Consider the following 26,739-nt stretch of genomic DNA (forward strand, 5'->3'; position numbering starts at 1 on the left):
GCGGGACATTGCTCAGCGGCACCGGGGCGAGGAGGGCACCACCCAGCAGCAGGACGACGGCGCCGACCACGCGCTTCGTCGCCTCGAAGGGCGTGGTCCAGCGCGGGCGGATGAATCGCTCCAGCCAGCGCAGCGCCGGCACGATCCGGCGGACCGTTCGGGCCAGCCGCCGTGCCTCGAAGCGTCGGGCAGCGATGCGGCGGGGGAACACCGGGCCGGGGCGCGCCAGGATCATCTGTGCCGCGGGGACCATGAGCAGCACGCCGGCGACCGCGGACACCCCGGGGAGCAGGCCGAGGAGCGCCAGGAGGAGCAGGACAAGGCCGAAGGAACGGTCGCCCAGCCTCGCCATCAGCCAGTCCAGCGTCACCTGCGCGGTCGGCGCCTCGCCGAGCAGCTCGTCCAGCACGGCGGAAGTGGGCCTGCGCGCCAGCATCTCGGGTCGGAGCATACATGCCCGCGGCCGCAACGGACCAACCTCTCCCCATCGGGTCGCAGACATGCGCGCTCCGGTCCACGACACGCGCGCCTTAATTCCGCGCCTGCCGTCCGCGCGCTGCGGCGGTCCGATGGCGTCACCATATCCCGAAGATCGTCGTCGGGGGTGGCAGGGATGGATCGAGACCAGAAAGACGACCCGCGGCTCAGCCGGCTGCCCAGGGAGCCCATCGACCGGGTCACCGGGCCGCTGGCACGGTTCCTGCGCATCGAGACCGCCGGCGGCCTGGTCCTCCTCCTGGCTGTCGCCGCGGCGCTGGCGCTCTCCAACTCGCCCTTGGCCGACGGCTTCCTCACCGCCTGGGAGACGCCCATCGGCGTCCAGCTCGGCCCACTGGCGCTCGTCCACCCGACGAGGGACTGGATCAACGACGGCCTGATGGCGCTGTTCTTCTTCGTCGTCTCGCTGGAGCTCAAGCGCGAGCTGGTCCTGGGCGAGCTCAGGAACCCGCGCGTCGCCGCGCTGTCCGTCGCAGCCGCGCTGGGCGGCATGCTGGCGCCCGCTGCGCTCTACCTTGCGCTGCAGCTGGGCCAGCCTGGCGAGCGTGGCTGGGGCACGGTGATGGCGACGGACACCGCCTTCGTCATCGGCTGCTTGGCGCTCCTGGGGCGACGCGCCCCGCAAGGGCTGCGCGTCTTCCTGCTCTCGCTCGCGGTGGTGGATGACCTCGGCGCCATCCTGGTTGTCGCGATCGGCTACAGCGGCGCGCTTGACTGGGCCGCGCTCGCGGTCGGCAGTGTCGGCCTTGCCGTGGTCCGCGGCATGGCGCTGCTCGGCGTGCGGAGCGTCCCGGTCTACGTGCTCGCTGGCGTCCTGGTCTGGCTCGCCATCGACGCGTCGGGGATTCACCCCACCGTCACCGGCTTGGCGCTCGGGCTGCTGACGCCGACCCGCGGCTGGGTGAGCGACCGGCGCCTGCGCGCCATCCTGGGACGGGTCCTCGCCCGTCCGCCGGGCGGCGACCGCTGGAGCGGCGACGCCGAGGGCCGCCGGGCGCTGCGTTCGGCCGGGAGGGCGGCACGGGAGGCGCTGTCCCCGGTCGAGCGGTTCGAGGCCGCGCTGCACCCCTGGGTCGCCTTCGGTGTCATGCCGCTGTTCGCCCTGGCCAACGCCGGGGTGCCGCTCTCCCTCGACGCGCTCACGGACCCCGTCGCCCTGGCCGTGGTGGCGGGCTTCGTGCTCGGCAAGCCGGCCGGCGTCGTGGGCTTCGCCTGGCTGGCGGTGCGCTCGGGCTTAGCGGCGCGACCGGCAGAGCTCGGCTGGGGCGCACTGGCCGGGGGCGGCATGCTCGCCGGCATCGGCTTCACCATGGCGCTGTTCATCGCCGGCCTGGCGTTCCAGGGCGCGCTGCTCGACGCCGCCAAGCTGGGCATCCTGGGCGCGTCCGTCCTCTCGGCGGCGGGCGGCCTCGCGCTGCTGGCCTGGCTGGCCCGCGGCGGCGGCGATCGTCTCGCCGTCGCAGACGGCCTGTGAGGGCATCGGACGGCCGGGGCCAGGCAGGATGGCCGCGGACAGGGGCAGATTCCGCTTGCGAAGGGGTGAAGGAAGCAGGTGGGGTGCCCGGGCGTTGGCTCCGGCATGGTCAGCCGATCCGATGACAACACCCTGGTGGAGGGGTGCATGACCCTGAGGCTCGTGTCTTCCGGCGACGGCCCGGCGTTGGCGCTCCGCGACCACCTCCTGCCGCTCGTCCGCGAACGCGGCATCCTAGAGGTCCAGAGCGGCGCAGTCAGGCTGGTCGCGCTGCGGACGGCAGCCTGGACCGTCGAGCACTGGACCCCGTTCAACGACCTGTCGCCGGGCGAGGCGTCGTCCCCGGGCTACCGGCATGCCCTCGAGCATCAGCGCACGAGGCCGGACCTGCCCTACGGGCTCGACGTGTGGCACACCGGCGCGAAGGTGCTGAGCGTCCTCTGGGCTGACGACGGGGCCTTCGAGGTGGTCCACTTCGCCCGCGGCCCCTGGGAGGCCGAGGCACTGGCGCTGTAACGGTGCCGCCGCTTCGTCGCCGCGAAAGGCCGCCGGACGGATGCAGGTCCGGCCGGGGTGCCTACCATCGTCCTTCCGTCCTTCCCGCCCTTCGGGCGGCGTGGTGCCTCCCCGAAGCGGCGCAGCCGCGCGCGGTGGCTCTCCGGCCCGGAGCCCTGGCGATCCCGTCGTCGCCGACGGCCTCCGACGGCGGGGACATGGGCTGACCCAGAGCGGGGCCGTTCCGCTGGCGCCGGTCGCGCCGCCTTCGCGCCGCGGGCCCGCCTTTCCTGCTCAGCACCATCCCGCCGATGTGCCGTGCGCGACCCGGACCAGGGTCTTCGTCTCGCCGAAGAGCGGGATCCCCACATAGATCCGCGCCACGATCAGGTCGGCGGATCGGAGTTCCGCCGAGACCCGGTACGTCTTCCCGTCGTCCGGGTTATAGAACCAGCCGCCTCCCCAGCGGTCGGGGCCGGCGGGGCGCAGGCCCCAGAGAACGGTCAGGCCGCACAGCGGGCGCTGCCGCAGCGCCGGGTCGGGGTTGTTCCTGTCGCGATTCAGCCGCCCCTGAGGATCGCGCGGCGTTAGCAGCCAGAGGATCCGGCCGCACAATTGACCGGTGCAGTCGAAGATCTGCACGGCCGCCTTCCCGTCGATGAGCCACACACCGGCGGGAACGGCTGCCGAGGCCCTGGTGCATGGGACCGCCAGGACCATGAGGATCGCGAGCAGCAAGGCAGCGCGGTGCAGCCCTTGCGGTAGGCCCGGACAGGGAGTCCGTGTCCGGCTTCGGCGGGGCTGAGCGGGAACGGAGCACGGCGGCACGGATGCCTCCTCGATGCCCCCGCCCGGCGCGGAGGACGCCGGAGAGCACGGAATGGTGCTTCCTCGCATACTGTTATTCCTGGGCCCGAATCACGATCTCATGTGGACAGGCACTTTACCCGCGACCGCTCGGACCGTTGCGTACCGCGAGCATGCGCCGGGCCGCGATCAACGCGGCCGAATGTGCCGTTTGGAAAGACAGCCGTCATGAACGCGAAGCTCAACGACGAGATCGCCGACCGCACCGCCGAGGAGCGGAGCGAGAACGAGGGCATGCCGGAGCATGCCGCCAAGGCCCGCGACCCGGTGCGATGGGCCGCGGATCGTCACGCGAGGGCGAGTCAGCTCAGGTCGGAACGCCCCTCTGGCCACATCGGTATATCCGGCATCGCCTTGATGTCGTGTGCCGCGCTGGCCGCGCTCGCGTCCGCCCGCGGTGCGGTCCGTTGGATGCGGCACAAGGGCAGCGCCCTGAGGCTTCCCCGCTGAGCGGCCCGAACGAGGCCACTGGCGCTGGCCGCGTATCCACCATGCCCCAGGGACGGCCGGCGCCGCCGTGCGCCCCGATCACAGGAGAAAGCCATGGCCAAGGGTCAGAAGCGGAGCAGCCGGGAGGCGAAGAAGCCCAAGCAGCCGAAGGCGAAGGTCATCGCCGCCGTGTCCCCCTTCGCGACCGCGCGGGCGCAGGCCGCCGCGCCCGCGCCTGCGAAGAAGCGCTAGCGGCGGAACGCAGTTCGGCGGGAGAGGCCGTTATGGGCGAGGACAGGATCAGGCCGAACATGGACGAGACGCCCGCACGGCCCGGAACGCAGGGCACGCCAGCGCAGCGGGCGGGCAACGCCACTGCCACACATGGGGTCGCGGCCCAGCCGCCGGCGGCCCAAACCGAACCCGGCCGCGGGCGGATGCAGGCCCAGGCCGGTGCCGTCGCACCACGGATCGAGGTCCGCCTCCCGCCGGAGGCCGACGGGTCGGACGAGGCGATCGCCGAACGGGCGCTGCAGGCCCTCTTCTCGGCCGCCCCGCTGCGACGCGAGCGCATCCTGATGAGGATCGCGCGGGGGCGGATCACGCTGAGCGGCTCGGTCGGCACCGACGCGGAGCGCTCCGCCGCCGAGCGGCTGGCCGCCGGCATCGAGGGCGTGGTGGAGGTCACCAACCTGGTCGCGGTGGAGCGGCATGGGCGGACCACCGAGGCCACCCAAAGCGTCGCCGAGGCCTATGGCGGCGATGCGGAGAGCGGCGACGTCGCTGGCCGGATCGAGGCGCTGTTCGTGCGCGAGGCCGGGCTGGGAGCGACCGAAGTCGTGATCAGCGCGGTCGGCGGCAAGGTCGTCCTGAGCGGGCGCGTATCCAGCTGGCGCGAGCGCGACCTGGCCGAGCGCATCGCCTGGGCGGCCCCCGGCGTCACCGAGGTGCTGGACCGCATCACGGTGGGGTCGTGACGCCGGCTCGGCAGGGCGCTCGGGGGGAGCAGTCAGGTGGAGAGTGAACGCCGCAGCACGCGGCCAAGGAGGCCAGAATGCAACCGAACCCCATGCGTCCGAACCCCGCCGGATTTCCCGGCTATGTGTCCGAGCGCCGCTTTGGCCTGATGATGCTGGCCTGCGCGCTGGCGCTCGCCGTCATGCTGGCGGTCGTCTACGGCACCGTGGGCTTTGCCCCGGTCTGGGCCGTCCACGCCGTTCCTGCGTCGCCGTAGGCGGTAGTCCCTCAGCAGTCTGCCGGTGGTTGGCCCCGAACCCGGCGCTGTGGGACGGCGGACGGCACGGTGGACGGCCGAATGGCCGGTCCGCCGCAACTGGTGGCGGTGGCGCGTGATGTCGGCGGGCGCCTCCGCCTGGAACCCACGCCGAGGAGGACGCATCCGATGAATGCCGACCAGCCGAGCGATGCCGGTGGTGCCCGGGGCGGCGGGCGGCCTGCCCAGCCCGCGGCGGCCGAGGGTTCCCGGCCTCTCTTCTCCCTGTCCCTCGACGCGATGTACGCGGCGCGGGATGAGCGGGAGCGGCGCAGTGAGGCGGCGGCGGTGGAGGCCGCGCGGCGGGAGGACGAGCATCGGGCCGGCAACCGCGGCCGCTTCGAGGCCCGCGGCCTGACCGACGCCGACCGCGTGGACATGATCTCGAAGGTCAAGGCGGCGTTCGAGGGCGGTCAGGGGGAGGTGATGCTGGTGTCGTTCCCCTCCGACTACTGCACGGACGGCGGGCGCCGGATCAACAACCGCCTTCCCGGTTGGCAGGACACGCTGCCGGCCGGCGCGCGGGTGTTCCTCGAGTTCTGGCACGACGCCCTGCGACCGGGCGGCTTCGGGCTCGGTGCCCGGATCCTGAACTTCCCGGGCGGCGTGCTCGGCGAGGTCGGCCTCTTCGTCACCTGGCCCGAAGGCAGGGGCTGATGCCGGGGGTCGCCGGCACCGACGCCAACCGTCCCCCTGCGGAGCAGACCCGTGCCGATCGGCACGAGTTGAGAACGGTCGCCCTCCGTTTCCAGGAGGCCGCACCCCGGACCGCCGCGCTGCAGCTCGCCACCACCTTCCTGCCCTTGCTGGCGCTGCTCGCGGCGACGCAGGCCGGCCTCGCCTTGGGCTGGTGGTGGGCGCTGACGCTGGGCCTGCCGGCGGCAGGGTTGACGGTGCGCGTCTTCGCTCTGCAGCATGATTGCGGGCACGGCTCCTTGTTCCGCACGCCGCGCGCCAACGACCTTGTTGGGCGGCTCTGCTCGCTGTTCACTTTCACGCCCTACGGGCACTGGCGGCGGCAGCACGCCGGGCACCACGCGGTCTGGAACGACCTCGACCGCCGCGACCGCGGCACCGACATCTACTCGACCTGCGAGACTGTTGCTGAGTACCGGGCCATGGGTCGCGCGCGGCGCCGTGCCTACCGCATCCTGCGTCATCCGCTGCTTATGCTTCTGGTATTCCCGCCCCTGGTGTTCCTCGTGCTCTACCGCGTCCCGTATGACGCGCCGGTCGGCTGGGGCCGGGAGCACCGCAGCGTGCACCTGACGAACCTTTCGTTGCTCGCCTTTTACGGCGGCTTCTCGGCGCTGCTCGGCATCGGGCCGGTGACAGCCGGCGTCCTCGCCGTGATGGTGCCGGCCAGCATCGCCGGCGTCTGGCTCTTCTCGGTGCAGCACCGCTTTGACGGGGTACATTGGGCGCGCCACGCGGCCTGGGATCGAGTGACCGCGTCACTCGCGGGCAGCTCCTACCTGCAATTGCCGGCGGTTTTGCGGTGGTTGACGGCAAGCCTCGGCTTCCATCACGTGCACCACTTCGCGCCGCGCATCCCGAATTACCTGCTGGAGGCCTGCCACGACGCGCACCCCGCCTTCGCTACTGCGCGGGTGGTCACGCTGCGTGAGGCTTTCTCGGCGCCCGGCCACCTGCTGTGGGACGAGGAGGCCGGCCGCATGGTGACCTTCAAACAGGCCGAGGAGGCGCCGCCCAATAAGGGGCTTGATGGTCTTCGCGGCGGACCAGGCTTGCCCAGCCGAAGCGCAGCCTCGGCGGCGGCCCCTCACGCTGGCCGGTTCCGACGACGCCTGGTTCTGGGCGAGACCCGCTCCGCCCTGCCGGACATACCGCCGGCTCTGAGGGAGACCAGCGCGACCGATAGGAACAGCGCGACATGAAATCGGGGGGTGATGGCTCACGGTGGGGCCAGGGTCCTTGCCCTGATGCAGTCCGGATCGGGGGAACACTGTGACGATCACAATATACCATGACCCGAACTGCGCCACGTCACGCGACGTCCTGGCGCTCATTCGCAACAGTGGCGAGGAGCCGGAGACTATCGAGTACCTGAAGGCGCCGCCCTCGCGCGAGACGCTCGTAGGCTTGCTCCGGCGCATGGACATCCCCGTGCGCGACCTGCTGCGCCAGGAAGTGCCGTCATACGAGGAGTTCGGTCTCGATGACGCCAAGTGGGCTGACGACGCGCTGATCGACCTGATGCTGCGGCACCCCGTTCTGATGGATCGCCCGATCGTGGTCAGCCCGCTTGGCGTGCGGCTGTGCCGGCCATCGGAGACGGTCCTGAACATCCTGCCCGCTCCACAGGAGGGCGCCTTCCGCAAGGAAAATGGCGCGCCTGTTATCGATGACCAGGGAAGACGCGTTGATCGGACCGCTTTGGATTGAGCGCATCCCGGACAGGGCCAGTCGCGGCGGCATGTGCACTGCCTCGGGGGCAGCGAGGATCACCCCGTCCGTGCGGGCCGCTGGGGAAACGCACCTTCATACCGGGCCGCGATGAGGTGCCGTGCCGGCGGCATCCCCAGGGCCTTGAGCAGGCATGACCGCGAGATCAAGCCGGCACGAGGCAGTGCTGGAAGCGGAGAACGCACGCCTGCGGGCTGAGCTTGCCGCCGCTGAGAGCCGTGCCGCAAAGAACGCCGAGGTGCGAACATACGAGCTCGCCGACGCGCGCACTGATCTCGCCAGTTCCGAGGCGCTGAACGCGGAGCTTCGCCGGGCTAACGCCGAACTGGCGGGGAGCGAGCGGCATCGGGACCTGCTACTGGCCGAACTGAACCACCGCGCAAAGAATATCCTTGCCACCGTGCAGGGGCTTGCCGCGCAGACGTTAAAGGGAGTCGGTGGTAATCCTCGGCGCTTCGCCCAGCACTTCGGAGCGCGGCTGCGAACCTTGGCGCGGGCGCAAGACATGTTGGCGGCGCGCGGGTGGGAGCCGGCCAGCATCGAGGACACCGCGCGGAATGCGCTGGCGCCGTGGCTGGGGACCGGCCGGGCCGTTCAGCTCAACATCTCGAGCAGTTGCCTCGGCGTGACGGTATCGCCGCGGCAGGCGCAGGCCCTGGTACTCGCCTTTCACGAGCTGGCCACCAACGCCACCAAGTACGGTGCGCTCTCCGTTTCCGAGGGGCGGGTCGAGATCCGGTGCGAGGCGGGAGCGGACGGAGCTATGGCGATCCATTGGGCAGAGGCGGAGGGCCCGCCGGTGGTAGGGCCGCCGGACCGGCGGGGCTTTGGCACCCGGCTGCTGGAGCGCGGCCTGGCAATGGACCTCGGACCCGGCAGCAGCGTCGAGCTGCACTTCGAGCCAGCCGGTTTCCAGGCGGCAATCCACTTCATCCCCGCGCAGGGACCGCACTGGCCGACCAACCGCCATCGGAGTGCCTAACGATTCGCGCGCCGGCTGCCGGTCCAGAGAATGTTAGCGCCCGGTTTCTCTCGCCACACCATTCCTGCCTGGAAACTCGCTCTCCGGCTGGGCAGGGACCACGCGGAACCGCAGGTTTCGCCAGGGTTGGCGCGTGAACCTTGGGAGTGCCGGAAGCGGAGCGGGCCGGAATTCTCTCTCCGGACGGGCGATTCTCTCCAAACCTGGGGACTTGGCCGATTTAGTCCCGAGGTTTGGATCCAGGAAAATGGCCGGTTTCCGAGCGGCAGGTCCCGCGGTGGTTGGAAACCCGAATGCCCGACCGCTTGCCTCTAGCCGAGAACTGCGAAGCGCTCTCCATTTCGAAATCCGATCCTGGTCCATAATGGACTGACGCCGCTTAGGGCCGGACCTCCGCCGTAACCCATGGAAGGGGTCTAAGCCTCGCACCCATCGGGCAGGTGGAGGATCGCGCGTCCGTTTAGCATAGACCGCTGTCCTTCCTGTTGCGCAACGCCCATTGTGGATTTATAAACGGCGCCAGATTCTCGTTGTTAACCACAGGATTTCATGGGCATCAGGACGATTCACTTCACGCAGGAGCAGGCCCGAGACGTTGTCGGCGTGTCGGCCGAGAAGCTGCGTCATTGGCGGAAGACCATCCCGTACCTCCGGCGAAAAGCGGGGAAATCGGCAAGGTTCACCTTCTCCGATCTCGTCGGCCTAGCCGTCACGCTCGAAATTGTCGATCGGCTGGGAGTCGGCATTGCCAGCATCCAGAAAGGCGTGGACGAACTCTTCGAGCTACTCGGCCAAACCGACCTCACCCGCCTCCGCCAACTAGTTGCCGTCGTCTCGCCGGATAGTGTCCGCCTCTGCTCGGCCACTGAACTTCCTTGGTCCGACCCGGGTGAGCCCATGATTGCAGTACCGTGTCGACCCCTGGTGGACAGAGTGAGTGGTCATGTCCTGCCGATCACGCCAAAGCCGCAATCAGCACTGCCGTTCCCGCCACAGGCGTTGCGAGCCCGGTCGAAATGAGCCAGAGCCCTCTAAATCGCGTTCTTGAGGCGACCGGCTACATCCAGGATGGCGCTCCCGCCCACGGGGTGCAGTTGGGCGATGATGCGCGGCGGGCTAGGCGTGGACGATGCTTTGTGCCCGATGCCCTCTGGCGCGGCGCCTCCGCGCTCACCGTTTATTTCAAGTATTGGGAAGCTCAGCCCGCCGAAGCAGCGGTCGAGGAATGGCGCCGCGAGATCTGGAATGAGGGGTTTGCCCCGCTGCTCTGGGTGATCTCCCCGCAGCGGATCGAACTCTATAATGGCTTCGGCCGCCCAGTATCGCGCGACGATGCAGGACGACACCTGCTGCGGACCTTCACAACGATCGAGCGTGAGCTCCAGGAACTGGACCAGCTCGCGGGCCGCCTAGCGATGGAGACCGGACAATTCTGGCTTCGACCGGAAGCCGTAAACCGCAAGACGAGCGTCGACGAGCAGCTCCTATCCGACTTGGCTGTGCTCGAACGTGATCTCGTGCGCGCCGATCTCAATCGCGCAACCGCTCAGGGCCTGATTGGCCGTTCGATCTTCACTCAGTACCTGATCGACCGGAAGATCGTTGGGCCTGACCGGCTCACCGCCGAATGCGGCGTGAGCAGCCTACCCTCAGCACTCCGCGACCCGGTGGCGAGCGGCCGACTGTTCACTTGGCTCGCCAATGTCTTCAATGGCGACATGTTCCCGGAGTCGGCTGCGACCGCAAACCTCTCGGAGCGGCACCTGTCGCGTGTGGCCGATTTCCTCGAGGCGATCGACCCCGAAACTCGGCAGCTGACATTCTTTCCCTACCAGTTCGACGTAATCCCCGTCGAACTCATCAGCTCTATTTACGAGCAATTCGCACACTCAAAAACCGGTGCTGCGTCAGCAGACGGCGATGCTGCCGATGAGGACGCAGGTCTGGCTGATGAGGCGGTCGCTGCCCACGCCATAACGCCCGCCGAGGCCAAGCGCCGAGGGGTTCACTACACGCGGCTTCCGGTTGTGTCGCTGATCCTCGACGAGATCATGGACGGGATCACGGGTGCCGAGACAGTCCTCGATCTTACCTGCGGCTCGGGAGTTTTTCTCGTTGAGGCGTTTCGACGGCTTGTCGCCCGCAAGGGCGGCGACGCGCCTGCCCGCGAACTAATTCGGTCAACCCTCTATAACCAGGTTTACGGCGTTGACATTAGCGACGCTGCCGTCCGGGTCGCCGCTTTCAGCCTGTACCTTGCGGCGCTCGAGCTCGACCCCGATCCGCAACCGCCCGAGGGGCTCAAGTTTGAGCGCCTGATCGGGCGAACGCTCCTTGTCGGCGACGCCCACGACGTCGAGACTACACCGGAAGGCACAGCGCTACTCGATGAGGAGGGCGAGCGGCGGCGGTTCGATATCGTTGTTGGCAATCCGCCATGGACCTTTCGAGGCAAGCAGGGGACGCAGGAGCGCCGTCATCGCTCCCGACCTGATGCGCCTCGCCAGCCGCGGGGCGAAGGTCTGGACTTCGTGCTTCGAGCAACCGAGTTCGGACACGACGGCACGCGATACGGCCTCGTGCTGAGTGCAATGCCTTTTTTTGCAGGCAGCAAGACAGGTGCCGCTGCCGCTCGCTACATTGTACAGCGACTCTCTCCCGCGACGCTCGTCAACCTCGCCTCGCACACCAAGTGGCTGTTTCCTACAGCCAAGATGCCGGCCGTAGTGCTCCTAGCACGCCACCGCCCCCAGAGCCCCGACCAGCTAACCGTTGTTAATGTCCCCTGGTCGCCTTCGGCCGAGAAATCTTACACCTTCGAAATCGCTCCGAGCGACATCACCGTCCTGTCTTTGGCAGATTGGGCGCGCGACCCAGAGCGCCTGAAGACGGCGGCGTTCGGGCGTGGGCGCGACATGCTGCTACTTGACGATCTACGGTCGCGCTTCGATGACCTTAACAGCTGGCTGACCTCCATCGGCTCGGGATGGCGCGACGGGCTGATTCTTGGCAAGTCGAAGCAGTGGACGCGGGACGCCTCACATCTCGAAGGCCTCGAGGTCCTCGGCACGAAGGATCTAACTCCATTCCAGGTTCCCTCAGGGCTGACGATCTTCAAACATGCAAAAGCACAATGGCCCCGCGCACGAGAAACCTACGGGAAACCGATTCTCCTCATTAAGGAATTCCTAAAAGCCGGACCGCGACCTGTCGCGGCTGTTGCCGACCGCGATCTCGTCTACACGGATGCGTACTTCGGAGCCTCAGTCGGGGAGGCACACCGCGAGAGCGCCCACCTAATCGCAGCAGTGCTCAATTCGGCGCTGGCATCCTGGTTCTTCTTGATGACCGCCTCCGAGTTCGGCGTGTGGAAGCGCCGGCTGCTGACTAATGATGTCGGGCTCCTGCCGTTGCCCGACCCCGCCGCCGCCGGCCGGACAAAGGCCGGCCAGCGGATTCTCACCCTTGAGGCCGGGTTCCGCACCCGTGCCGTCGACCAGGAAGGCTGGGCCGAACTCGACCGCGCCGTGTTCGACCTTTACGGCCTTGATGCCTCCGACCGCTTGGTGGTTGCAGATGGGCTCACCCGCGCGAGCTGGCAGTGGGCCGAGGGCCGCGAGTACGCAACTCAGTCCGCTCAACTGAAGCAGGATCTGTGGCCATACGCCGAGGCATTTATAAGCGGTGTCGACGCTTGGCTGCAGGCAACGAAAAAGCGGCGGATGCGCGCGGAAATCCTCGACGTCGCCGACGGTGCGCCGCTGCGCGTGATCAGGTTCCTTCTCGAAGCACGGCAGGGTCCGCCAACGGTCGAGGTCATCCCGGTCGAAGGCGAGCTGACCGACGTACTCGACCGGATCGGGCGGCGCCTCGACGTGCGCCTTGGCTCCGCCCTCGTCGGCGGGCGCGAACTACGCGTGCACGGGCCCAACGAGATCGTCGTTATTAAACCTGCTGCCCGGCGGTTTTGGATGCCAGCCGCGGCGCTGGAAGACGCTGATGCCGTCGTGGCCGAGAGCTTCGCCGGGGCGGCCGCGTGAGGATACCTTTCGGTCAGTCGGCCGCAATCGGCCGCACCTTTATCAACCTCAATACCGAGCTGACCGTAGCGATCCTTCGAACGGTTGAGGCTGGTTGGGAGCTCGCCGCTAAACGCGAGGTCGTGCATCCGGGGGCGGACGAAGTCGCGATAACCGAGACGCTGCGCGACGCGATGCGCGAAGCCCTTGCCCTGCGACGCTTGCCCTGGCGCAAGACGATGATCGTGGCTCCAGGCTCGGAGTCGCGTTCACGGCCAGGCATGACAGCGCCAGACGGTCGGACCGACATCCCGCTTTACCTCACACGGATCTTCGCCCGATCGGGCGAGCACGACCCGCATGTGATCATCGAATGCAAGCGCGTTGCCGCCGGTGACACAGATCTCGCTCGGGAGTATGTCGTCGAGGGTATCGACCGTTTTCGGAACGGAAAATACTGCGAAAATCACGCCCGCGGCTTCATGGTGGGCTATGTTCTGTCAGGCTCTCCCGCAGCTGTGGTAAATGGCATCAACAGTTATCTAACCGGCCGGAAGCGTCTGGCGGAGCTCCTCTCACTGGCTGGCGCTCCGGAGTTGGCGGGCTGGATGAGCGAGCACGACCGGGTCACGCCTAACGTTCCCATCCTGCTGCACCATTCCATGCTGGTGGTCTAAGCAGCAACGGAACACGAAGGCGCCACCGACCTCGATGCTCAAGAGTAGGCAATGGCGAACTCAACGCCTGTGTGGTGGCCGACAGGCGCGGGCAGATGATGGCCGTCGCCCAGTCAGGTCTATGAACTGCCCATGGCGCCGAGCCTGCTCAACCACCTGTCCGACCTGTCGGGCTAAGTGATCGGCAACCGCTGTTTCGCCTCCAACATCTCACGCGCCCAGGTCCGGGACATGGGTGCACCCGGCCGTCTTGCCCAAAAACAGGGGTGCACCAGCTGTGCGATCATATGATCAATGAGACGGGGTTGGCTTACGGTTCGATTGCAGCGCGCTGTTCGCTCCAGCTGCTTGGCAAGTGCTCTATCAACGCCGGTAGCATCAAATCGATTGGCTGCCGTCGGTCCAGGATCGCTTCTACGATGTCCGGCGCCAGCAGCGTGAGCCGCAGCATCTTCCCGAGATAGGACCGGTCGATCTTCTCGGTCGCGGCCAGCTCGCCGAGGGAAGCAAAGCGTCCGCTCTCCAACAGCCGCTTCCACCGGTGCGCCCGGGCCAGTGCCTTTACCAGGGCTGGGTCGGCCCGCGTGCGCGCTGGCGTGGCGCCAGGGGCGCTGCCATCTGGCGTGACCACCAGCTTCCGCCCGCCGCGGCGGCGAATCGCCAGCGGGACGCGGACCGTGATGCTGGTGGCCGCCGTCACGCCGCCCTCCGGGTCTCGGTCCCGATGCCGCCGAGGTCGCGCACCAAGCTGGCCAGCCCCTCTAGCCGCAGCCGGATGTCGGCGCCGGCGGGACCGACCTCGACCCGCTCGACCAGCAGCCGGACGATGCGGGCCTGCTCGGCCGGGAACAGCTCCTCCCAGAGCGGGTCCAGCCGCTCCAGGGCCGCCAGGGTCTCCGCCTCGGTCAGGTCGACTGCCTCGGCACGCGCCGCCCGCCAGGTGCCGACCACCACCTCGGGCTGGCGCAGCAGCGCCCGGACCTGGTCCACCACCGCGGCCTCGATCTCGGCCGCGGGGAGGCGCCGGACCGGGCAGTCGTCGGCCGTCCCCTTCAGCACGGCCTGGCTGACGTAGTAGCGGTAGAGCCGCCCCCGTCGCCGGGTGTGGGTGGGCGACATCGCCCGGCCGTCCGGCCCGAAGATCAGGCCGCGTAGCAGGGCCGGGGTCTGCCGGCGGTTCCGGTTGGCGCGCACCCGCGGGCTCTCCCGCAGGATGTCATGGACCCCGTCCCAAAGCTCCCGCGGCACGATGGCCCGGTGCTCGCCGGGATGCACCTTCCCCTTGTGCGCCACCTCGCCGAGGTAGGTTCGGTTGTTCAGCAGCCGGTAGAGCGCCCCCTTGTCGAAGGGCCGGCCGGTCTTGGTCAGCACGCCCTCGGCGCGCAGCCGCCGCACCGCCTCCACACCGGAGCCGGTTTCGGCGAAGAGCTCGAACGCCCGCCGCGCCCGCGCGGCCTCCGCCTCGTTCACCACCAGCTTGCGGTCGCGCACATCGTAGCCGAGCGGCACCGAGCCCCCCATCCACATGCCGCGGGCCTTCGAGGCGGCGATCTTGTCCCGCACCCGCTCGCCGATCACCTCGCGCTCGAACTGGGCGAAACTAAGCAGGATGTTCAGCGTCAGCCGGCCCATGCTGGTCGTGGTGTTGAAGCTCTGCGTCACCGAGACGAAGGTGACGTCGTTCGCGTCGAATACCTCGACCAGCTTGGCGAAGTGCATCAGCGAGCGGCTCAGGCGGTCGATCTTGTAGACCACCACCACGTCGACCCGGCCGGCTTCGATGTCGCGCAGCAGGCGCTGCAGTGCGGGGCGCTCCAGGGTGCCGCCGGAGACGCCGCCATCGTCGTAGTGGTCCGGCACCAGCACCCAGCCCTCGGCGCGCTGGCTGGCGATGAAGGCCTCGCAGGCGTCGCGCTGGGCATCGAGGCTGTTGAACTCCTTCTCCAGCCCTTCCTCGGTCGACTTCCGGGTGTACACGGCGCAGCGGAGCTTCTTCACCGTGGCCGGCATGGTGGCGTCGGCCGCGGCGGTCCCCTTGCGCCTCATGCCTGCCCCCGCTGGTTCTTCAGGCCGAAGAAGCTCCAGCCGTTCCAGCGCGTGCCGGTGATGGCGCGGGCGATGGCGGAGAGGGACCGGTAGGGGCGCCCCTCATATTCGAAGCCGTCCGCCAGCACGGTGACGGTGTGCTGAACGCCCTGATACTCCCGGACCAGCCGCGTGCCGGCGATCGGCCGGTCATCGCCGGCGCGGATGCGGCGGAGGACGACGTTGCCGCCGTCGAGCTGCTCGCCCAGCGCCTCGAGCCGCGCCAACGTCTCCGGCTTCAGCCCGCCATAGGCCAGCTCCTGGATGCGGTAGGCCAGGCGGCTCTCCAGGAACTTCCTGTTGTAGGGCGGCGGCTCGGTGCCGCAGAGCTCGCGCCACTGCTGCTTCAAGTCCGCGATGTCGGCGGCCTGCAGGGCCGCCAGCCGGGGCAGCACGCTGGCCGGCGGGATGCTGGCGACCACCGCGGCAGGTACGGCGGCGGGCTGGCCGGTGCGATTCGGGCGTTTCGTCATGCCTGTCTCCGACGAGTCGGATTGGCATGACGGCGCTGCCGGGGCGCGGAGTGTAGGTGAACCTCTCCCCGGTCCCGGGCCCGTTCGGCATCACGGGCCAGTTCCTCGGCAGCGCGGCTGCGCAGCCGCAGGAGACCGGCGGCCAGGAGGGCGCAGACCTCGCGGAGGTGGGGCGGCAGGTGGAGGTTCGGTGGCTGGGGCATCGCGTTTCATCGTCGTCCTGCCCCTCATCTACCGATCGTGCCGCCGATCCTTCCCGCGCCCGGCCCGCGGCGCCGCCGGGCCGGCTACGCCGTCTTCCGGCGGGCCTCCGGCGCGAACATGGCCCAGAGGTCCTTCAGCCGCTTCTGCAGCGTGCTCTCGTCCGGCACCTTCCGCCCCTTCGCCGCGAACCACGCCTGCACGTGCCGGATCAGCGCCGCCTTCGATTCCGGCACCCCCTCGAAGTAGAACAGCCGGAACACCTCCAGCTGGCAGGCGTCCCAGTCGTGCGTCGGCTGGACGCCGCGGCCCCGCGCCGCCGGCGCCGCCGGGGCCTCATCACCGCCCAGCATGGCGGTCAGGCGCTCGAGATCCTCGTGCCGGATGCCGAGGTCGTCGCGGGTCACGTCGTGGCCCGGCCGCTCCGGATGAGAGCCGATCACCCGCCGGAAGCCCGGCGACGGCGCGTCGAGCCACAGCAGTGTCCCGCTGCCATGGCGCACGATGGCCAGGGCGTCCTGCGGCCGGAGGTCGACGAGCCCGGTGAGCAGCTGCCGGTCTTCCGCCACCGCGTACTGGTCGGGCTCGCCCTCGTTCTCCCAGAGCCCGACCTCGACCGGCAGCGCCGCCACCGGGGTGCACAACCGGATGTGCCTCTCGGCGAGCAGCGCCCCGATGTCCACGAAGCCGAGGTCGAGCCGCGCCGCGATGTCGTTCAGGGTGTAGAATACCTTCTTCCTCTTGCGCGATGGCATGCGCCTCCTCCCTTCACCGGCCACCCGTCGCGCGCATGCGCCGGTAGGCGAGCACCACGCGCCCGATGTCCTTCTGCATGTCAGGCGGCAGCCGCCGCGCCTCGACGAACAGGTCGTCCAGCCGCAGCGCGAGAATCGCCGCGGCCTTCTCGATCAGCTCGTCGCGCGGCGGGCTCTCCAGGTCGCGCTCGACGCGCGACCAGTAGGCCGCCGAGATGCCAAGGCGGGCCGCCATGTCGTTGAGCCCGATGCGCATCTCGGTGCGCCGAGCGCGGATCACCTCGCCGAACGCCATCACACCCCTCCCCGGACGAGGCCGTAGCGCGCGGCGCGCACGGCGATGAACCGCTCCGTGACACCGAACTCCGCGGCGAGCGCCGCCAGGACGCCGGCCACGAGGTCGGGTGGGTTGCCCGGCGCGACGACCGGGCTCGCCGGCCGTCCCTCGTGCGGGGCGCGCGCGAGGCGGAGCCCCTCGGCGCGGGCGAGGGCCAGCAGGCGTGTGTGCAGCGGCACCGGCGGCGCCAGCAGCGCCCCCATGAACTCGTTCGCGCGCCCCTCGGCGCCGCGCCCGGCGCGCTCGAGCGCCTCAGGCGACGCGGCGACCGCGCGGTAGCGGCGGAGGCCGCCGCCGAGCGCGCCGGGCACGTCGAAAACCAGGTGCCCGAGCTCGTGGGCGGCGGTGCTCAGGGCGAGGTCAGGCCGATTCGCGGTGGCAGGCGCGTCGATGGAGACGTAGGCCCAGTCCGGCTCGTCGGGATCGACATCGCAGATTCCGAGGACCGCCCGCCCGTGCTGGTCGCAGAGCGCCCGGGTCAGGTCCCACTGCACGGAGAAGGCGCGGCCGTTGACCGTGATCTCGCGCGACTCGGCGAGCAGCCGCGGCAGCGGCACGGCGAGGGTGTCGCCGGCCGACAGCAACTGCCGGCGCACCTGCGCGGCGACCGCGCGGAGGGTGGCGAGCGGCAGCGGAAGCGCCGCGCCGGGCGATGGCTGGCAGGGGTAGCAGACGACAAGTGCCATCGGACGACGTTCCTAGACTCGGGAATGCTGTGGCGCGTGTTGTTCACTCTATGTTCGCGTTGCGCGATAAGTCCAGGGTCATCACGGCGAGGGGGTGCCGAAATCAGGGGCGCGCCGCACCCCCGCCGCCGTCCCTTCCGCCCCGAACGCGCCAACCGACTGAAAATCCACGGTGGTGCCGAAATCCGGGCGGGCATTTCGGCACCTTTCGGCACCTTTGCGCCCTGGCGGCACCCTCTGCGGTGGTGGTGCCCTGCGGCCACCGCAACCGCGAATCACCGGTGCTCCGCATTATGTCCACACTTCACGGCGGGAAGCCCCTGCCGGCCGCCCGATGGGATAACGATCACATGGGAGTGGCGCTGGCCGCCGCCCGCCACCACGCCGCCCAGTGGGCGCGCCGGCTGGGCCGCCAGCGCCCCGACGAGGAGGATCTCCGCCAGGACATCCTGCTCGCGGTCGTCGAGCGCGCTGGCCGATTCGATCCCTCCTGCGCCTGCTGGGCTACCTTCGTCGCGCTGCTCGCCCGGCACGCCGTGGCGGACCGCCGCCAAGCCGAGCGGCGCCGCCGCGCTGTCGAGATGATCCCGCTCGATCTCGACCAGGTCGACGCCGATGCCGCGGCGGCGTGGTCGGCGGCCTGGGCCGGTCGGCGCGACCCGTCCGCGGACATGGCCCTGCGCATCGACCTGCACGCGCTGGTCGGTGACCTGCCGCCGACGCAGCGGGCGACGCTCGCCTTGCTGCTGCGGACCGACGGCGAGCCGGCGGCGGCGCGGCGCGCCAGCGGCCGGTCCTCATCCGCCTTCCACCGCGACGTCCAGGAGCTGCGGCTGTGGCTGCTCGCCTCCGGGCTCGTCGAGGCGCGTCGGGCGCGTGGGAAGAAGCGCGGGGCCGATCGGTAGATGAGGGGCAGGACGAAAAGACGAGAGGACAGCCTGCCGATGACTCTCCTGTTGGGCCGCGACGGCGCCGCACCGGCCGCCGGCGCACACGCATCGATGCGGGACATCCCACGCGACACGAGCGCGCTGTGCGAGCGCGTCATGGCGGCGGCGCCCGGCGAGGCGATCGTCTACCACCTCGGCCTGCTGGCGCGCGACCGCGACCGGGTCGCGTCGGAGCTCACGGAGGCGCAGCGGTGCGAGCTGAACGCCGTCGCCGGCTACGCCTGGCGGCTGGCGGAGGCGGGCTGGTGCCACCTGCTCCAGCGGCGCGTGGCGCTGGAGTGCTTCGCCTACCTCCTCGTCGTGCGGCCTCGCCCACGGCAGCAGCGCGCCGCGGTGCCGGCGCCTCCGACCCAGAAGCGTTGGGTGACCTCTCCCGTCCCGGTTCCCGCCCTGGCGGAGGCGGCGTGATGAGGGCGCGCAGCAACCGCCCGACGCTCGACGCCGTGCGCGCCATGCCGGTCGGCGACGTCATCGCGCTCCCTGCCGAGCACCTCGCCCTCCTGCAGGCGGACGCCCGCGAGGCGGTCGAGGCCGCCAGGCGCCTGCAGGACTGGATCGAGGCCGCCGTCGCGCTGCGCTACGAGCAGCGCGCGGTCGGCGCCCGCGCCGCGGCCGGCAAGGACACCGGCACGGTCCGCTTCCAGGACGGCGCGGTCGAGATCGCCGTCGAGCTCCCGAAGCGCGTCGAGTGGGACGGAAGGCGCCTGGCCGCGCTCGCGGAGCAGATCCGCGCCGGGGGTGAGGATCCGGCGGAGTACATCGAGACGGCGCTGCGCGTCTCGGAGCGCGCCTACGCCGCCTGGCCCGAGCGCATCCGCCAGGCCTTCGAGCCGGCCCGCACGGTCCGCACGGGGAAGCCCGTCTACCGCCTGACGGTCTGCACCGACCGCGAGCTGCGGGACGGCCCGCACGGCCCTGGCATCCGGCAGTCCCGGGGAGGGTCGCGCTGATGGCGCTACGCATCGTCACGGCCGATGAGCGGCTCTCGCGCGCGGCCAACAAGACCACGGTCGCGCTGTTCGGCCCCACCGGCGTCGGCAAGACCACGCAGCTCCGCACGCTGCCCGCGGAGGAGACCATTTGCATCGACCTCGAGGCCGGCCTCAAGTCGGTGCAGGACTGGCGCGGCGACAGCATCCCGGTGCGCCGCTTCGACGACGCCATCGACATCGCCTGCCTGGTCGGCGGGGTGAACCCGGCCGCGGATCCAAACGGGTTCTTCTCGGAGGCGCACTACCGCCACCTCGCCGCGGCGCATCCGGATCTGGTCCGGCTGCTCGCCGCGAAGTCGATCGTCTTCCTCGACAGCATCACCGACCTCACCCGCCAGGCGATGGCCTGGGCCAAGACCCGGCCCGAGGCCTTCTCCGAGAAGACCGGCAAGCCCGACACGCGCGGCGCCTACGGCCTGATGGCGCGAGAGGTGATCGGGCTGCTGAAGCACCTGCAGCACGCCCCGGGCAAGACCGTGATCATGGTCGGCATCCTGGAGCGGGTCACCGACGACTTCGGGAAGGTGAGCTGGCAGCCGCAGATGGAGGGCGGCAAGGCCGCCCGCGAGCTGCCCGGCATCGTCGACCAGGTGGTGTCGATGTCGCTCTTCGCCCGCGAGGGCGAGGGCGCGTGGCGGCACGACCCCGAGCGCGGGACCGAGCGTCGGCTGGTCTGCCGCGCCGGCAACGCCTTCGGCCTGCCGGCCAAGGACCGCTCCGGCCGCCTCGACGAGACCGAGCCGCCCGACCTCCGCGCCCTGCTCCACAAGATCAACGCCCAGCCCGCCCGCGCCTGACCGCCAGCCGAGAGACCCTGCCATGTATGACATGAACGACGCCGAGCTGCCGCGCAGCTCCGACCTGATCCCCGACGGCACCTTCGCCAAGGTCACCATGGTGATCCGCCCCGGCGGCCTCGACGGCCAGGGCGAGGTGGACCGCGGCCTGCTGAAGGCCTCCCGCAGCGGCGGCGACGTGCGGATGATCGACGCCGAGTTCACGGTGATCGTCGGCCCGCACGCCAAGCGCAAGTTCTGGCAGAACTTCACCGTCGCCGGCGGCAAGGTCGACGAGCAGGGCGTGTCGATCGGCTGGAAGATCTCGAAGGGGACCTTCCGGGCGATGATCGACAGCGCCTGCGGCCTCGACCCGCAGGACATGAGCGAGGCGGCCCGGGCCAAGCGCGTGCTGCGCGGCCTCGCCGACCTCTCGGGCATCACCTTCGCCGCCAAGATCTGCGTCGAGCCGTCGAGCGACGCGCGCTACAGCGCGAGCAATCGGCTGGACCGCGTCGTCCTGCCCGGCGAGCCGGAATACGCGCGGATCATGGCCGGCGAGCCGGTGCCGGCGTCGCCTTCCGCCCCGCGCCCCGCCAAGCAGGCCGTAGCACCCGCGCCCGCACCCGCGGCCCCGGCCTGGGCGAGCGCGAGCCCGCCCGCCGCGGCGCCCGCCGCGCACCACCAGTGGGCGGCCCCGGCGGCCCAGCCGCCGCTCCCGCCATCGCCGGCCGCCCAGGCCCCGCTCGCGGGCGGCCCCGCCTGGCTGAACGGCTGATGGCGGGATGGCGCGACGTCGCTGGGGCGGCCGGCCGCGGGAGGTGCGGCCGCCCCCGGGCCGGCAGCCGCCGCCGCGCGGCTGCACGCCGGAGGACCAGGTGCGCCGCCTGGTCTGCGCGCTCTGCGGCCGCGAGGCGAAGGGCTTCGGCTACGTACACGAGATGCGGCTCGGCGAGTTCCCGCACCACCGCTTCTGCTCGATGGCCTGCTGCGACGCCGGCGGCGCGCTGGCGCGGAGATCGAGCGGCGTGATCGACAGGACGCCGATGGAGGCCCAGGCGGTCAAGGAGGCGCGCCGCCCCTTCGCCGAGGTGCTGACGGAGTTGGGCCTCATGACACCCTTCGCCGACCGCAGCGCGGCCGAGATCGACCGCCTGATCGAGGCCTGCGTGGACGGCTTCCAGGCCTCCATGCGCCGCCAGGCGGCCGAGCGCGACCCGCTCGACGACCCGATTCCGTTTTGAGGTGCCCGTGCCGCTCGACATGAACCATGGCTCCGGCGTCGTCTACGGCCGGGGTGACGCGCCGCCCGGAGATGCCGCGGAGACCACCGCGCGGGTCAACGCGCTGGTGGACGCCGCGCTGGTGGCGCGCAACCGCCGCCAGCGCCCGCGCGACTACCTCGGCGGCAGCCGCGTCGGCGAGCCCTGCGCCCGCAAGCTCGTCTACGAGGTCGCGCACGCGCCGAAGGATCCGGGACGCGACTTCGACGGCGGCATCCTGCGCGTGTTCGATGCGGGCCACCAGTTCGAGGCGCTGTCCACCCGCTGGCTGCGCGAGGCCGGCTTCGACCTGCGCGACCGCGGCGCGGACGGCGGGCAGTTCGGCTTCTCGGCGGCCAGTGGCAGGCTGCGCGGGCACGCCGACGGGGTCATCGTCGCCGGGCCCGACGTCGGCCTCCGCTGGCCGGCCCTGTGGGAGCACAAGGCGCTCGGGCAGCGGTCCTGGTCCGACCTGGTCAAGCGCGGGCTGCGCCTCTCGAAGCCGATCTACTTCGCGCAGGTGCAGCTCTACATGGCCTACCTCCAGCTCGAGGTGACGTTCTTCACGGCGCTGAACCGCGACACGCTCGCGCTGTACCACGAAGCCGTGCCCTTCGACGCTGCCGAGGCGCAGCGCCTGTCCGACCAGGCAGTCGGGATCCTGCGCGCGGTCGAGGTGGGCGAGCTGCCGCCGCGCATCGCCCAGGCCGCCGATTTCTATCTGTGCCGGCTTTGCCCTTACGCCACCCGCTGCTGGGAGGCGCCGGCATGACCGTCACGCCCTCGCCCCAGCAGGCCGCGGCTATCGCCGCCATCGTGGAGTGGTATCGCCACGGCCGCGGTCAGCAGCAGGTGTTCCGGCTCTTCGGTTTCGCCGGCACCGGCAAGAGCACCATCACCGCCGCCGCCATTCAGGCCCTCGGGCTGGATCCGATGGCGCGCGACGGCGGTGGCGCGGGCGGCGTGCTGTTCGCGGCCTTCACCGGCAAGGCGGCGCTGGTGATGACCCGCAAGGGCACGCCCGCCTCCACCATCCACTCCCTCATCTACCGTGTCTCGGAGGCGACGCCGGAAGAGATCGCCCGGGTCGAGAAGGAGCTGTTCGACCTGCAGCGCGGCCTCGGCCGGATGGCGTCCGCCGAGCGCGCCTTCGCCGAGACGCAGATCCGCCGGCTCGAACTGCGCCTCGCGGACATCCACCGCCCCACCTTCCTGCTGAACGACCAGTCGCGCGTCCGCGACGCCGACCTGATCGTGCTCGACGAGGTCTCCATGGTCGGCCCGGAGATGGCGGCCGACCTGCTGGCCTTCGGCAAGCCGATCCTAGTGCTCGGCGACCCCGGGCAGCTGCCGCCGATCAAGGGCGCCGGCGCCTTCACGCAGGCGGCGCCGGACGTGATGCTGACCGAGATCCACCGCCAGGCCGGCGAGAGCGCCATCGTCCGCCTCGCCACCCTGGCGCGGCAAGGCATCGAGATCCCGCCGGGCGCGCACGACGAGCACGTCTGGAAGCTGCCGCGGAACGCGATCGCGCCGGCGCAGATGCTGCGCGGCGGCCAGGTCATCTGCGGGCGCAACAGCACGCGACTGTGGCTGAACAGCGCCATCAAGGCCGCGGCCGGCTTCCCTGCCGTCTACCCGGAGGGCCGCGCCGAGAAGATCATCTGCCTCAAGAACCGCCACGACCTCGGCCTGGTCAACGGCATGTTCGTCTCGCTCGCCGAGGTGCGGGACGAGGGCCGGCTTGCCTTCTCGGCCACGGTCACGACCGAGGACGGCACCGCGATCGCCGGCCGGCACCGGTTCTACAAGGGCCACTACGACGACCACGTCCGGCCGGAGCCGGACCGCGCGCGGCAGGACTGGCGCGAGCTGCGCGGCCTGGTCGAGACCTCCTGGGGCTACGCCATCACCTGCCACAAGGCGCAGGGCAGCCAGTGGGAGAACGTGGTCGTCTACGACGACGGCCTCTCGCGCACCGCCGAGGACCGCGCCCGCTGGCTCTACACCGCGATCACGCGCGCCGAGCGCGGGCTGGTGCTGCTTGATTGACCTGAACGACGCCAGCACCGGGCCCGCGCGGTATGACCTCGAGGCGATCTCCGAGCGGCTGCGCGACACCGCCCATGCCTGGGTGCCGGGCCTGTTCCCGAACGGGCGCCGGCAAGGCGATGAGTGGCGGCTCGCCAACATCGCGGGTGCACCGCCACGCCGCTCCGGCTCCTGCGTCATCATGCTGCGCGGCGAGCACGCCGGCGACTGGCACGACTTCGACGGCGGCGAGGGCGGCGGGCCGCTCTCCACGCTGGCGCACGGCACGGGCCTGGCCGACCGGGCGCTGTTCGCCCACGCGGCGGGGATGACCGGCTGGAGCGGCGAAGGCCCCGCCCGCCAGGAGCCGCCGCCCGCGCCGAAGCCGGAGCGCGACGCCGCGCGCGAGATCGCCTTCATCCGCGAACACGCCCGGCCGATCCAGGGGACCGCCGCGGAGCGCTACCTCCAGGGCCGCGGCCTTGCCGTGCCGGCGGGCGCCGACCTGCTCTTCCACCCGGACCTGGCGAACTTCGAGACCCGTGCCGGCTACCCCGCGATGCTCGGGCTGGTGCGGAACCTCGCCGGCCAGGTGGTGGCGGTGCACCGGACCTACCTGTGGGAGGACGGCGAGGCGGTCCGCAAGGCGGCCATCCCGAAGCCGCGCATGGTGCTCGGCAGGACCGGCGGCGGCACGGTGCGGCTCGCCCCGCTCGGTCGGCATGGCGTGCTCGGCCTTTGCGAGGGCATCGAGACCGGCCTCGCCGCGATGCTGGCCTGCCCCGGGCTGCCGGTCTGGGCAGCGCTGTCCACGTCCGGCCTGGAGCAGGCGCTGCTGCCGCCCGAGGCGCGCCGCATCGTCATCCTCGCCGACCACGATGCGTCCGGCGCCGGGCTCCGCGCCGCCGAGGCCACGGCGGCGAAGCTCCGCCTGGAGGGACGCGAGGTCTCGATCGCACCCCCGCCCACGCAGGGTGACGACTTCAACGACATGCTGCTGCGCGACGGCGCGGAGGCGATCGCCTCCCTGGTGGACCAGGCGATGCGCGGCTCCGTCGCCGAGCCGCTGCCGCAGGAGCCCGAGACGGGCCGACACCTGCCCATCGGCTTCGTGGAGCCGGCGCAGCCGCTGCCCACGGCCCGCGCCGACGAGGGCAACCTGGACCGCGCCACCGCCCGCGCCTGGGGCCTCGTCCTCGGCGCGAACCGCTCGCCCTGGCTGTTCCGGCTTGGTGGAGAGCCATCCTGGGTCGTGCCCGACGACGAGGGCCGCCCTGTGCCGGTGACGGTCCGTGAGGAGCGCCTGCGGCACATGCTGGCGAAGCTCGCCGACTGGCGGAAGCTCAACGCCAAGGGCGACCTGGTGCCCGCACCGCCGCCGACCGGCGTGGTGAAGTCGATGGTCGCCACCCCCGACCCGGCGCTGCCTGTCCTCGCTGGCATCGTCACCGCGCCGGTGCTCGGACGCGGGGGCGTCCTGCTGACCGAGTCCGGCTACCACCCTGATGCGCGGCTCCTCTACCGGCCGCCGCCAGGCTTCGTGCTGCCGCCGGTCCCCGAACGCCCTTCCGCGGCGGACATCGCCGCCGCCAGGTCGCTGCTGCTCGACGACCTGCTCGGGGACTTCCCTTTCACCTCGGAGGCGGAGCGGGCCCACGCGCTCTGCCTCCTGCTGCTCGGCTTCGTGCGGGCGATGGTCGACGGGCCGACGCCGCTTCACCTCATCGAGAAGCCCACGCCCGGCACCGGCGCCACGCTGATGGTCGACGCCATCGCCACAATCCATACGGGCTGCGGCGCGTCGGTGATGACGGAGGGTAGCGACGACGAGGAGTGGCGCAAGCGCATCACCGCGAAGCTGCGCCAGATCCCCTCGCTCGTGCTCATCGACAACCTGCGTTCGGAGCTCGACAGCGCAGCCCTTGCCGCGGCCCTCACCGCGCCGTTCTGGGAGGACCGCATCCTTGGCGCGTCGGAAATGGCGCGCCTCCCGATCCGCTGCACCTGGGTCGCCACCGGCAACAACCCCAGTTCCTCGCACGAGATCGCCCGCCGCCTCGTGCGGATCCGCCTCGACGCGCGAACCGACCAACCGTGGCGTCGCGACGGCTTCCGCCATCCCGACCTGATGGTGTGGGTGCGTGCGAACCGCGCGAGGTTGGTCGCGGCCTGCCTGACCCTCTGCCGTGCCTGGGTCGCGGCGGGCCGTCCGCGCGGCGAGCGGAGCATCGGCAGCTACGAGGCCTGGTCGCAGGCCATGGGCGGCATCCTCGCCGTCGCCGGCGTGCCCGGCTTCCTCGGCAACCTCGAGGAGCTGATGGAGGCGTCGGACGCCGAGGGCGGCGCCTGGCGCGGCTTCGTGCAGACCTGGTGGGACCGCTTCGGCACGGCCGAGGTGAGCGTCAGCGACCTCTTCGGCCACGCGAAGCTCGCCGATCCACCGCTGCCGATCAGCGCCAAGGACGAGAACGGGCAGCGCGTGCGTCTCGGCCTCGCGCTCCGGAAGCTGCGGGACCGCGCCTTTCGGGTCGCCGACCGCCTCGTGCATGTCCGGCCCGCTGCCACGCTGCACAACGCGCAGCGGTGGCGCCTCGAGCCCTCCGCGGATCGAGACGGTGGGAGGGTTGCGGCAGGCGTGGGAGGGTTGGCGCTCAACCCTAACACCGTGCCACGCCAGGAAATCCCTGGGGTTGGGGAGGGTGGGGAGGGTTGGGAGGGTTCTTCCACCCCTCACACACACGCGCACGCGCGCACGCACATGATGCCGGAGGGGAGCGGGAAACCCTCCCAACCCTATCAACCCTCCCCGAGCCCTGCTCCGAGCACGGTTCTCGGCGGGGAGGGTTCTCGGGAGGGTTTGCACAGACCCTCCCAGGCATCCCCCGCGCCCGGCTGGCTGGACGGCGTGCCGTGATGCCTCGTCCGCGCAGCCGCGGACCGCCGGAACGCGGTCCGCCCCGGAAAGCCGGGCAGCGACGGCGAGCTCCGCCAAGAACCGCGCCGTCGCCGCCCTCACCACGACGATCCTCTCTCGGAGACCCCATGGCTCC

At 70.8% G+C, this 26,739-nt stretch carries 30 protein-coding genes; 22 read left to right on the plus strand and 8 right to left on the minus strand.

Annotated features, from left to right (window positions below):
* The coding region (locus tag E5N76_RS20845; RefSeq protein WP_149539258.1) for an exopolysaccharide biosynthesis protein at positions 1–451 on the minus strand (451 nt) is incomplete at its 3' end.
* 162 nt (positions 452–613) lie between these two features.
* On the opposite strand from E5N76_RS20845, the gene nhaA reads away from it, so the two are divergent.
* A complete protein-coding gene (gene nhaA / locus E5N76_RS20850; RefSeq protein ID WP_149539259.1) occupies positions 614–1,972 on the plus strand; it encodes a Na+/H+ antiporter NhaA in 1,359 nt (452 codons plus the stop codon).
* 147 nt (positions 1,973–2,119) lie between these two features.
* Positions 2,120–2,488: a hypothetical protein gene (locus E5N76_RS20855; protein WP_149539260.1), complete on the plus strand. Its 369-nt coding sequence runs from the start codon at positions 2,120–2,122 to the stop codon at positions 2,486–2,488.
* 273 nt (positions 2,489–2,761) lie between these two features.
* On the opposite strand, the gene E5N76_RS20860 is transcribed toward E5N76_RS20855, so the two are convergent.
* The gene (locus tag E5N76_RS20860) at positions 2,762–3,205 is read right to left on the minus strand and encodes a DUF2147 domain-containing protein (RefSeq protein ID WP_187830302.1); all 444 of its coding nucleotides are present in this window, start codon (positions 3,203–3,205) and stop codon (positions 2,762–2,764) included.
* Between the two features lie 297 nt (positions 3,206–3,502).
* On the opposite strand from E5N76_RS20860, the gene E5N76_RS20865 reads away from it, so the two are divergent.
* The 11 genes from E5N76_RS20865 to E5N76_RS20910 all read left to right on the plus strand — a co-directional run bounded on the left by E5N76_RS20865 (position 3,503) and on the right by E5N76_RS20910 (position 13,141).
* Positions 3,503–3,784, plus strand: coding sequence for a hypothetical protein (locus tag E5N76_RS20865; protein WP_141563182.1), 282 nt, complete (start codon positions 3,503–3,505; stop codon positions 3,782–3,784).
* Between the two features lie 93 nt (positions 3,785–3,877).
* Positions 3,878–4,015 carry a hypothetical protein gene (locus E5N76_RS29685; RefSeq protein ID WP_187830303.1) on the plus strand — a complete coding sequence of 46 codons (138 nt, stop codon included), beginning with the start codon at positions 3,878–3,880 and terminating at the stop codon, positions 4,013–4,015.
* Between the two features lie 59 nt (positions 4,016–4,074).
* Positions 4,075–4,740, plus strand: coding sequence for a BON domain-containing protein (locus E5N76_RS20870; protein WP_187830304.1), 666 nt, complete (start codon positions 4,075–4,077; stop codon positions 4,738–4,740).
* 77 nt (positions 4,741–4,817) lie between these two features.
* Positions 4,818–4,997, plus strand: a complete 180-nt coding sequence (locus E5N76_RS20875) for a hypothetical protein (RefSeq protein WP_149539263.1) — start codon at positions 4,818–4,820, stop codon at positions 4,995–4,997.
* 168 nt (positions 4,998–5,165) lie between these two features.
* Positions 5,166–5,693: a hypothetical protein gene (locus E5N76_RS20880; protein WP_149539264.1), complete on the plus strand. Its 528-nt coding sequence runs from the start codon at positions 5,166–5,168 to the stop codon at positions 5,691–5,693.
* Positions 5,693–6,934, plus strand: a complete 1,242-nt coding sequence (locus tag E5N76_RS20885; RefSeq protein WP_149539265.1) for a fatty acid desaturase family protein — start codon at positions 5,693–5,695, stop codon at positions 6,932–6,934. The genes E5N76_RS20880 and E5N76_RS20885 overlap by 1 nt, the downstream gene beginning before the upstream one ends.
* A gap of 70 nt (positions 6,935–7,004) precedes the next feature.
* Complete coding sequence (gene arsC, locus E5N76_RS20890) at positions 7,005–7,442, plus strand: arsenate reductase (glutaredoxin) (RefSeq protein WP_099096577.1); 438 nt, start codon at positions 7,005–7,007, stop codon at positions 7,440–7,442.
* A gap of 184 nt (positions 7,443–7,626) precedes the next feature.
* Positions 7,627–8,445, plus strand: coding sequence for a sensor histidine kinase (locus tag E5N76_RS20895; RefSeq protein ID WP_187830305.1), 819 nt, complete (start codon positions 7,627–7,629; stop codon positions 8,443–8,445).
* A 549-nt stretch (positions 8,446–8,994) separates the two neighbouring features.
* Positions 8,995–9,465 (plus strand): hypothetical protein, encoded by a 471-nt coding sequence (locus E5N76_RS20900; protein ID WP_149539267.1) that lies wholly within the window; start codon positions 8,995–8,997, stop codon positions 9,463–9,465.
* A 116-nt stretch (positions 9,466–9,581) separates the two neighbouring features.
* The gene (locus E5N76_RS20905) at positions 9,582–12,485 is read left to right on the plus strand and encodes an N-6 DNA methylase (RefSeq protein ID WP_235907799.1); all 2,904 of its coding nucleotides are present in this window, start codon (positions 9,582–9,584) and stop codon (positions 12,483–12,485) included.
* Entirely contained in the window at positions 12,482–13,141 is a 660-nt protein-coding gene (locus E5N76_RS20910; protein ID WP_149539269.1) for a hypothetical protein, read from the plus strand. The genes E5N76_RS20905 and E5N76_RS20910 overlap by 4 nt, the downstream gene beginning before the upstream one ends.
* A 310-nt stretch (positions 13,142–13,451) precedes the next feature.
* Here the strand turns inward: E5N76_RS20910 and E5N76_RS20915 are convergent, their stop codons facing one another.
* The 6 genes from E5N76_RS20915 to E5N76_RS20945 form a co-directional block, all read right to left on the minus strand.
* On the minus strand, positions 13,452–13,841 hold the full coding sequence (locus tag E5N76_RS20915) for a hypothetical protein (protein ID WP_149539270.1): 390 nt from the start codon (positions 13,839–13,841) through the stop codon (positions 13,452–13,454).
* Positions 13,838–15,187 carry a recombinase family protein gene (locus tag E5N76_RS20920; RefSeq protein WP_187830306.1) on the minus strand — a complete coding sequence of 450 codons (1,350 nt, stop codon included), beginning with the start codon at positions 15,185–15,187 and terminating at the stop codon, positions 13,838–13,840. The genes E5N76_RS20915 and E5N76_RS20920 overlap by 4 nt, the downstream gene beginning before the upstream one ends.
* Positions 15,184–15,699, minus strand: coding sequence for a DUF2924 domain-containing protein (locus tag E5N76_RS20925; RefSeq protein WP_149539271.1), 516 nt, complete (start codon positions 15,697–15,699; stop codon positions 15,184–15,186). The genes E5N76_RS20920 and E5N76_RS20925 overlap by 4 nt, the downstream gene beginning before the upstream one ends.
* Positions 15,700–15,986: 287 nt before the next feature.
* Positions 15,987–16,655 carry a hypothetical protein gene (locus E5N76_RS20935; RefSeq protein WP_149539273.1) on the minus strand — a complete coding sequence of 223 codons (669 nt, stop codon included), beginning with the start codon at positions 16,653–16,655 and terminating at the stop codon, positions 15,987–15,989.
* A gap of 13 nt (positions 16,656–16,668) precedes the next feature.
* Positions 16,669–16,950, minus strand: a complete 282-nt coding sequence (locus tag E5N76_RS20940; protein ID WP_149539274.1) for a helix-turn-helix domain-containing protein — start codon at positions 16,948–16,950, stop codon at positions 16,669–16,671.
* The gene (locus tag E5N76_RS20945; RefSeq protein ID WP_149539275.1) at positions 16,950–17,678 is read right to left on the minus strand and encodes an ImmA/IrrE family metallo-endopeptidase; all 729 of its coding nucleotides are present in this window, start codon (positions 17,676–17,678) and stop codon (positions 16,950–16,952) included. The genes E5N76_RS20940 and E5N76_RS20945 overlap by 1 nt, the downstream gene beginning before the upstream one ends.
* Before the next feature lie 350 nt (positions 17,679–18,028).
* Between E5N76_RS20945 and E5N76_RS20950 the strand changes: the two genes are divergently transcribed.
* The 9 genes from E5N76_RS20950 to E5N76_RS20990 are packed head-to-tail and all read left to right on the plus strand — an operon-like array spanning position 18,029 to position 26,603.
* Positions 18,029–18,583 carry a hypothetical protein gene (locus E5N76_RS20950; protein WP_149539276.1) on the plus strand — a complete coding sequence of 185 codons (555 nt, stop codon included), beginning with the start codon at positions 18,029–18,031 and terminating at the stop codon, positions 18,581–18,583.
* A gap of 39 nt (positions 18,584–18,622) precedes the next feature.
* Positions 18,623–19,036 (plus strand): hypothetical protein, encoded by a 414-nt coding sequence (locus E5N76_RS20955; RefSeq protein ID WP_149539277.1) that lies wholly within the window; start codon positions 18,623–18,625, stop codon positions 19,034–19,036.
* A complete protein-coding gene (locus tag E5N76_RS20960; RefSeq protein WP_149539278.1) occupies positions 19,036–19,578 on the plus strand; it encodes a hypothetical protein in 543 nt (180 codons plus the stop codon). The genes E5N76_RS20955 and E5N76_RS20960 overlap by 1 nt, the downstream gene beginning before the upstream one ends.
* The gene (locus tag E5N76_RS20965) at positions 19,578–20,417 is read left to right on the plus strand and encodes an ATP-binding protein (protein ID WP_149539279.1); all 840 of its coding nucleotides are present in this window, start codon (positions 19,578–19,580) and stop codon (positions 20,415–20,417) included. Before E5N76_RS20960 ends, E5N76_RS20965 begins: the two co-directional genes overlap by 1 nt.
* A gap of 31 nt (positions 20,418–20,448) precedes the next feature.
* Positions 20,449–21,174: a hypothetical protein gene (locus E5N76_RS20970; protein WP_235907800.1), complete on the plus strand. Its 726-nt coding sequence runs from the start codon at positions 20,449–20,451 to the stop codon at positions 21,172–21,174.
* A 7-nt stretch (positions 21,175–21,181) separates the two neighbouring features.
* On the plus strand, positions 21,182–21,640 hold the full coding sequence (locus tag E5N76_RS20975; protein WP_235907801.1) for a DUF6511 domain-containing protein: 459 nt from the start codon (positions 21,182–21,184) through the stop codon (positions 21,638–21,640).
* Positions 21,641–21,647: 7 nt separating this feature from the next.
* A complete protein-coding gene (locus tag E5N76_RS20980; RefSeq protein ID WP_149539281.1) occupies positions 21,648–22,430 on the plus strand; it encodes a hypothetical protein in 783 nt (260 codons plus the stop codon).
* Entirely contained in the window at positions 22,427–23,710 is a 1,284-nt protein-coding gene (locus E5N76_RS20985; protein ID WP_149539282.1) for an ATP-dependent DNA helicase, read from the plus strand. Before E5N76_RS20980 ends, E5N76_RS20985 begins: the two co-directional genes overlap by 4 nt.
* Positions 23,703–26,603: a DUF7146 domain-containing protein gene (locus E5N76_RS20990; RefSeq protein WP_149539283.1), complete on the plus strand. Its 2,901-nt coding sequence runs from the start codon at positions 23,703–23,705 to the stop codon at positions 26,601–26,603. Before E5N76_RS20985 ends, E5N76_RS20990 begins: the two co-directional genes overlap by 8 nt.
* The last annotated feature ends 136 nt before the right edge of the window (positions 26,604–26,739 follow it).

The sequence above is a fragment of the Siccirubricoccus phaeus genome (assembly GCF_008360935.1).
Lineage (GTDB): Bacteria > Pseudomonadota > Alphaproteobacteria > Acetobacterales > Acetobacteraceae > Siccirubricoccus > Siccirubricoccus phaeus.

What these genes read in the sequence shown, in the direction of transcription:
- E5N76_RS20940 (WP_149539274.1), bottom strand. Translation starts at nt 16,950, where the DNA reads ATGGCGTTCGGCGAGGTGATCCGCGCTCGGCGCACCGAGATGCGCATC.
- E5N76_RS20865 (WP_141563182.1), top strand. Translation starts at nt 3,503, where the DNA reads ATGAACGCGAAGCTCAACGACGAGATCGCCGACCGCACCGCCGAGGAG.
- E5N76_RS20955 (WP_149539277.1), top strand. Translation starts at nt 18,623, where the DNA reads ATGACTCTCCTGTTGGGCCGCGACGGCGCCGCACCGGCCGCCGGCGCA.
- E5N76_RS20970 (WP_235907800.1), top strand. Translation starts at nt 20,449, where the DNA reads ATGAACGACGCCGAGCTGCCGCGCAGCTCCGACCTGATCCCCGACGGC.
- E5N76_RS20900 (WP_149539267.1), top strand. Translation starts at nt 8,995, where the DNA reads ATGGGCATCAGGACGATTCACTTCACGCAGGAGCAGGCCCGAGACGTT.
- E5N76_RS20985 (WP_149539282.1), top strand. Translation starts at nt 22,427, where the DNA reads ATGACCGTCACGCCCTCGCCCCAGCAGGCCGCGGCTATCGCCGCCATC.
- E5N76_RS20945 (WP_149539275.1), bottom strand. Translation starts at nt 17,678, where the DNA reads ATGGCACTTGTCGTCTGCTACCCCTGCCAGCCATCGCCCGGCGCGGCG.
- E5N76_RS20950 (WP_149539276.1), top strand. Translation starts at nt 18,029, where the DNA reads ATGGGAGTGGCGCTGGCCGCCGCCCGCCACCACGCCGCCCAGTGGGCG.
- E5N76_RS20875 (WP_149539263.1), top strand. Translation starts at nt 4,818, where the DNA reads ATGCAACCGAACCCCATGCGTCCGAACCCCGCCGGATTTCCCGGCTAT.
- E5N76_RS20965 (WP_149539279.1), top strand. Translation starts at nt 19,578, where the DNA reads ATGGCGCTACGCATCGTCACGGCCGATGAGCGGCTCTCGCGCGCGGCC.
- E5N76_RS20885 (WP_149539265.1), top strand. Translation starts at nt 5,693, where the DNA reads ATGCCGGGGGTCGCCGGCACCGACGCCAACCGTCCCCCTGCGGAGCAG.
- nhaA (WP_149539259.1), top strand. Translation starts at nt 614, where the DNA reads ATGGATCGAGACCAGAAAGACGACCCGCGGCTCAGCCGGCTGCCCAGG.
- E5N76_RS29685 (WP_187830303.1), top strand. Translation starts at nt 3,878, where the DNA reads ATGGCCAAGGGTCAGAAGCGGAGCAGCCGGGAGGCGAAGAAGCCCAAG.
- E5N76_RS20880 (WP_149539264.1), top strand. Translation starts at nt 5,166, where the DNA reads ATGAATGCCGACCAGCCGAGCGATGCCGGTGGTGCCCGGGGCGGCGGG.
- E5N76_RS20855 (WP_149539260.1), top strand. Translation starts at nt 2,120, where the DNA reads ATGACCCTGAGGCTCGTGTCTTCCGGCGACGGCCCGGCGTTGGCGCTC.
- E5N76_RS20870 (WP_187830304.1), top strand. Translation starts at nt 4,075, where the DNA reads ATGGACGAGACGCCCGCACGGCCCGGAACGCAGGGCACGCCAGCGCAG.
- E5N76_RS20975 (WP_235907801.1), top strand. Translation starts at nt 21,182, where the DNA reads ATGGCGCGACGTCGCTGGGGCGGCCGGCCGCGGGAGGTGCGGCCGCCC.
- E5N76_RS20925 (WP_149539271.1), bottom strand. Translation starts at nt 15,699, where the DNA reads ATGACGAAACGCCCGAATCGCACCGGCCAGCCCGCCGCCGTACCTGCC.
- E5N76_RS20960 (WP_149539278.1), top strand. Translation starts at nt 19,036, where the DNA reads ATGAGGGCGCGCAGCAACCGCCCGACGCTCGACGCCGTGCGCGCCATG.
- E5N76_RS20935 (WP_149539273.1), bottom strand. Translation starts at nt 16,655, where the DNA reads ATGCCATCGCGCAAGAGGAAGAAGGTATTCTACACCCTGAACGACATC.
- E5N76_RS20920 (WP_187830306.1), bottom strand. Translation starts at nt 15,187, where the DNA reads ATGAGGCGCAAGGGGACCGCCGCGGCCGACGCCACCATGCCGGCCACG.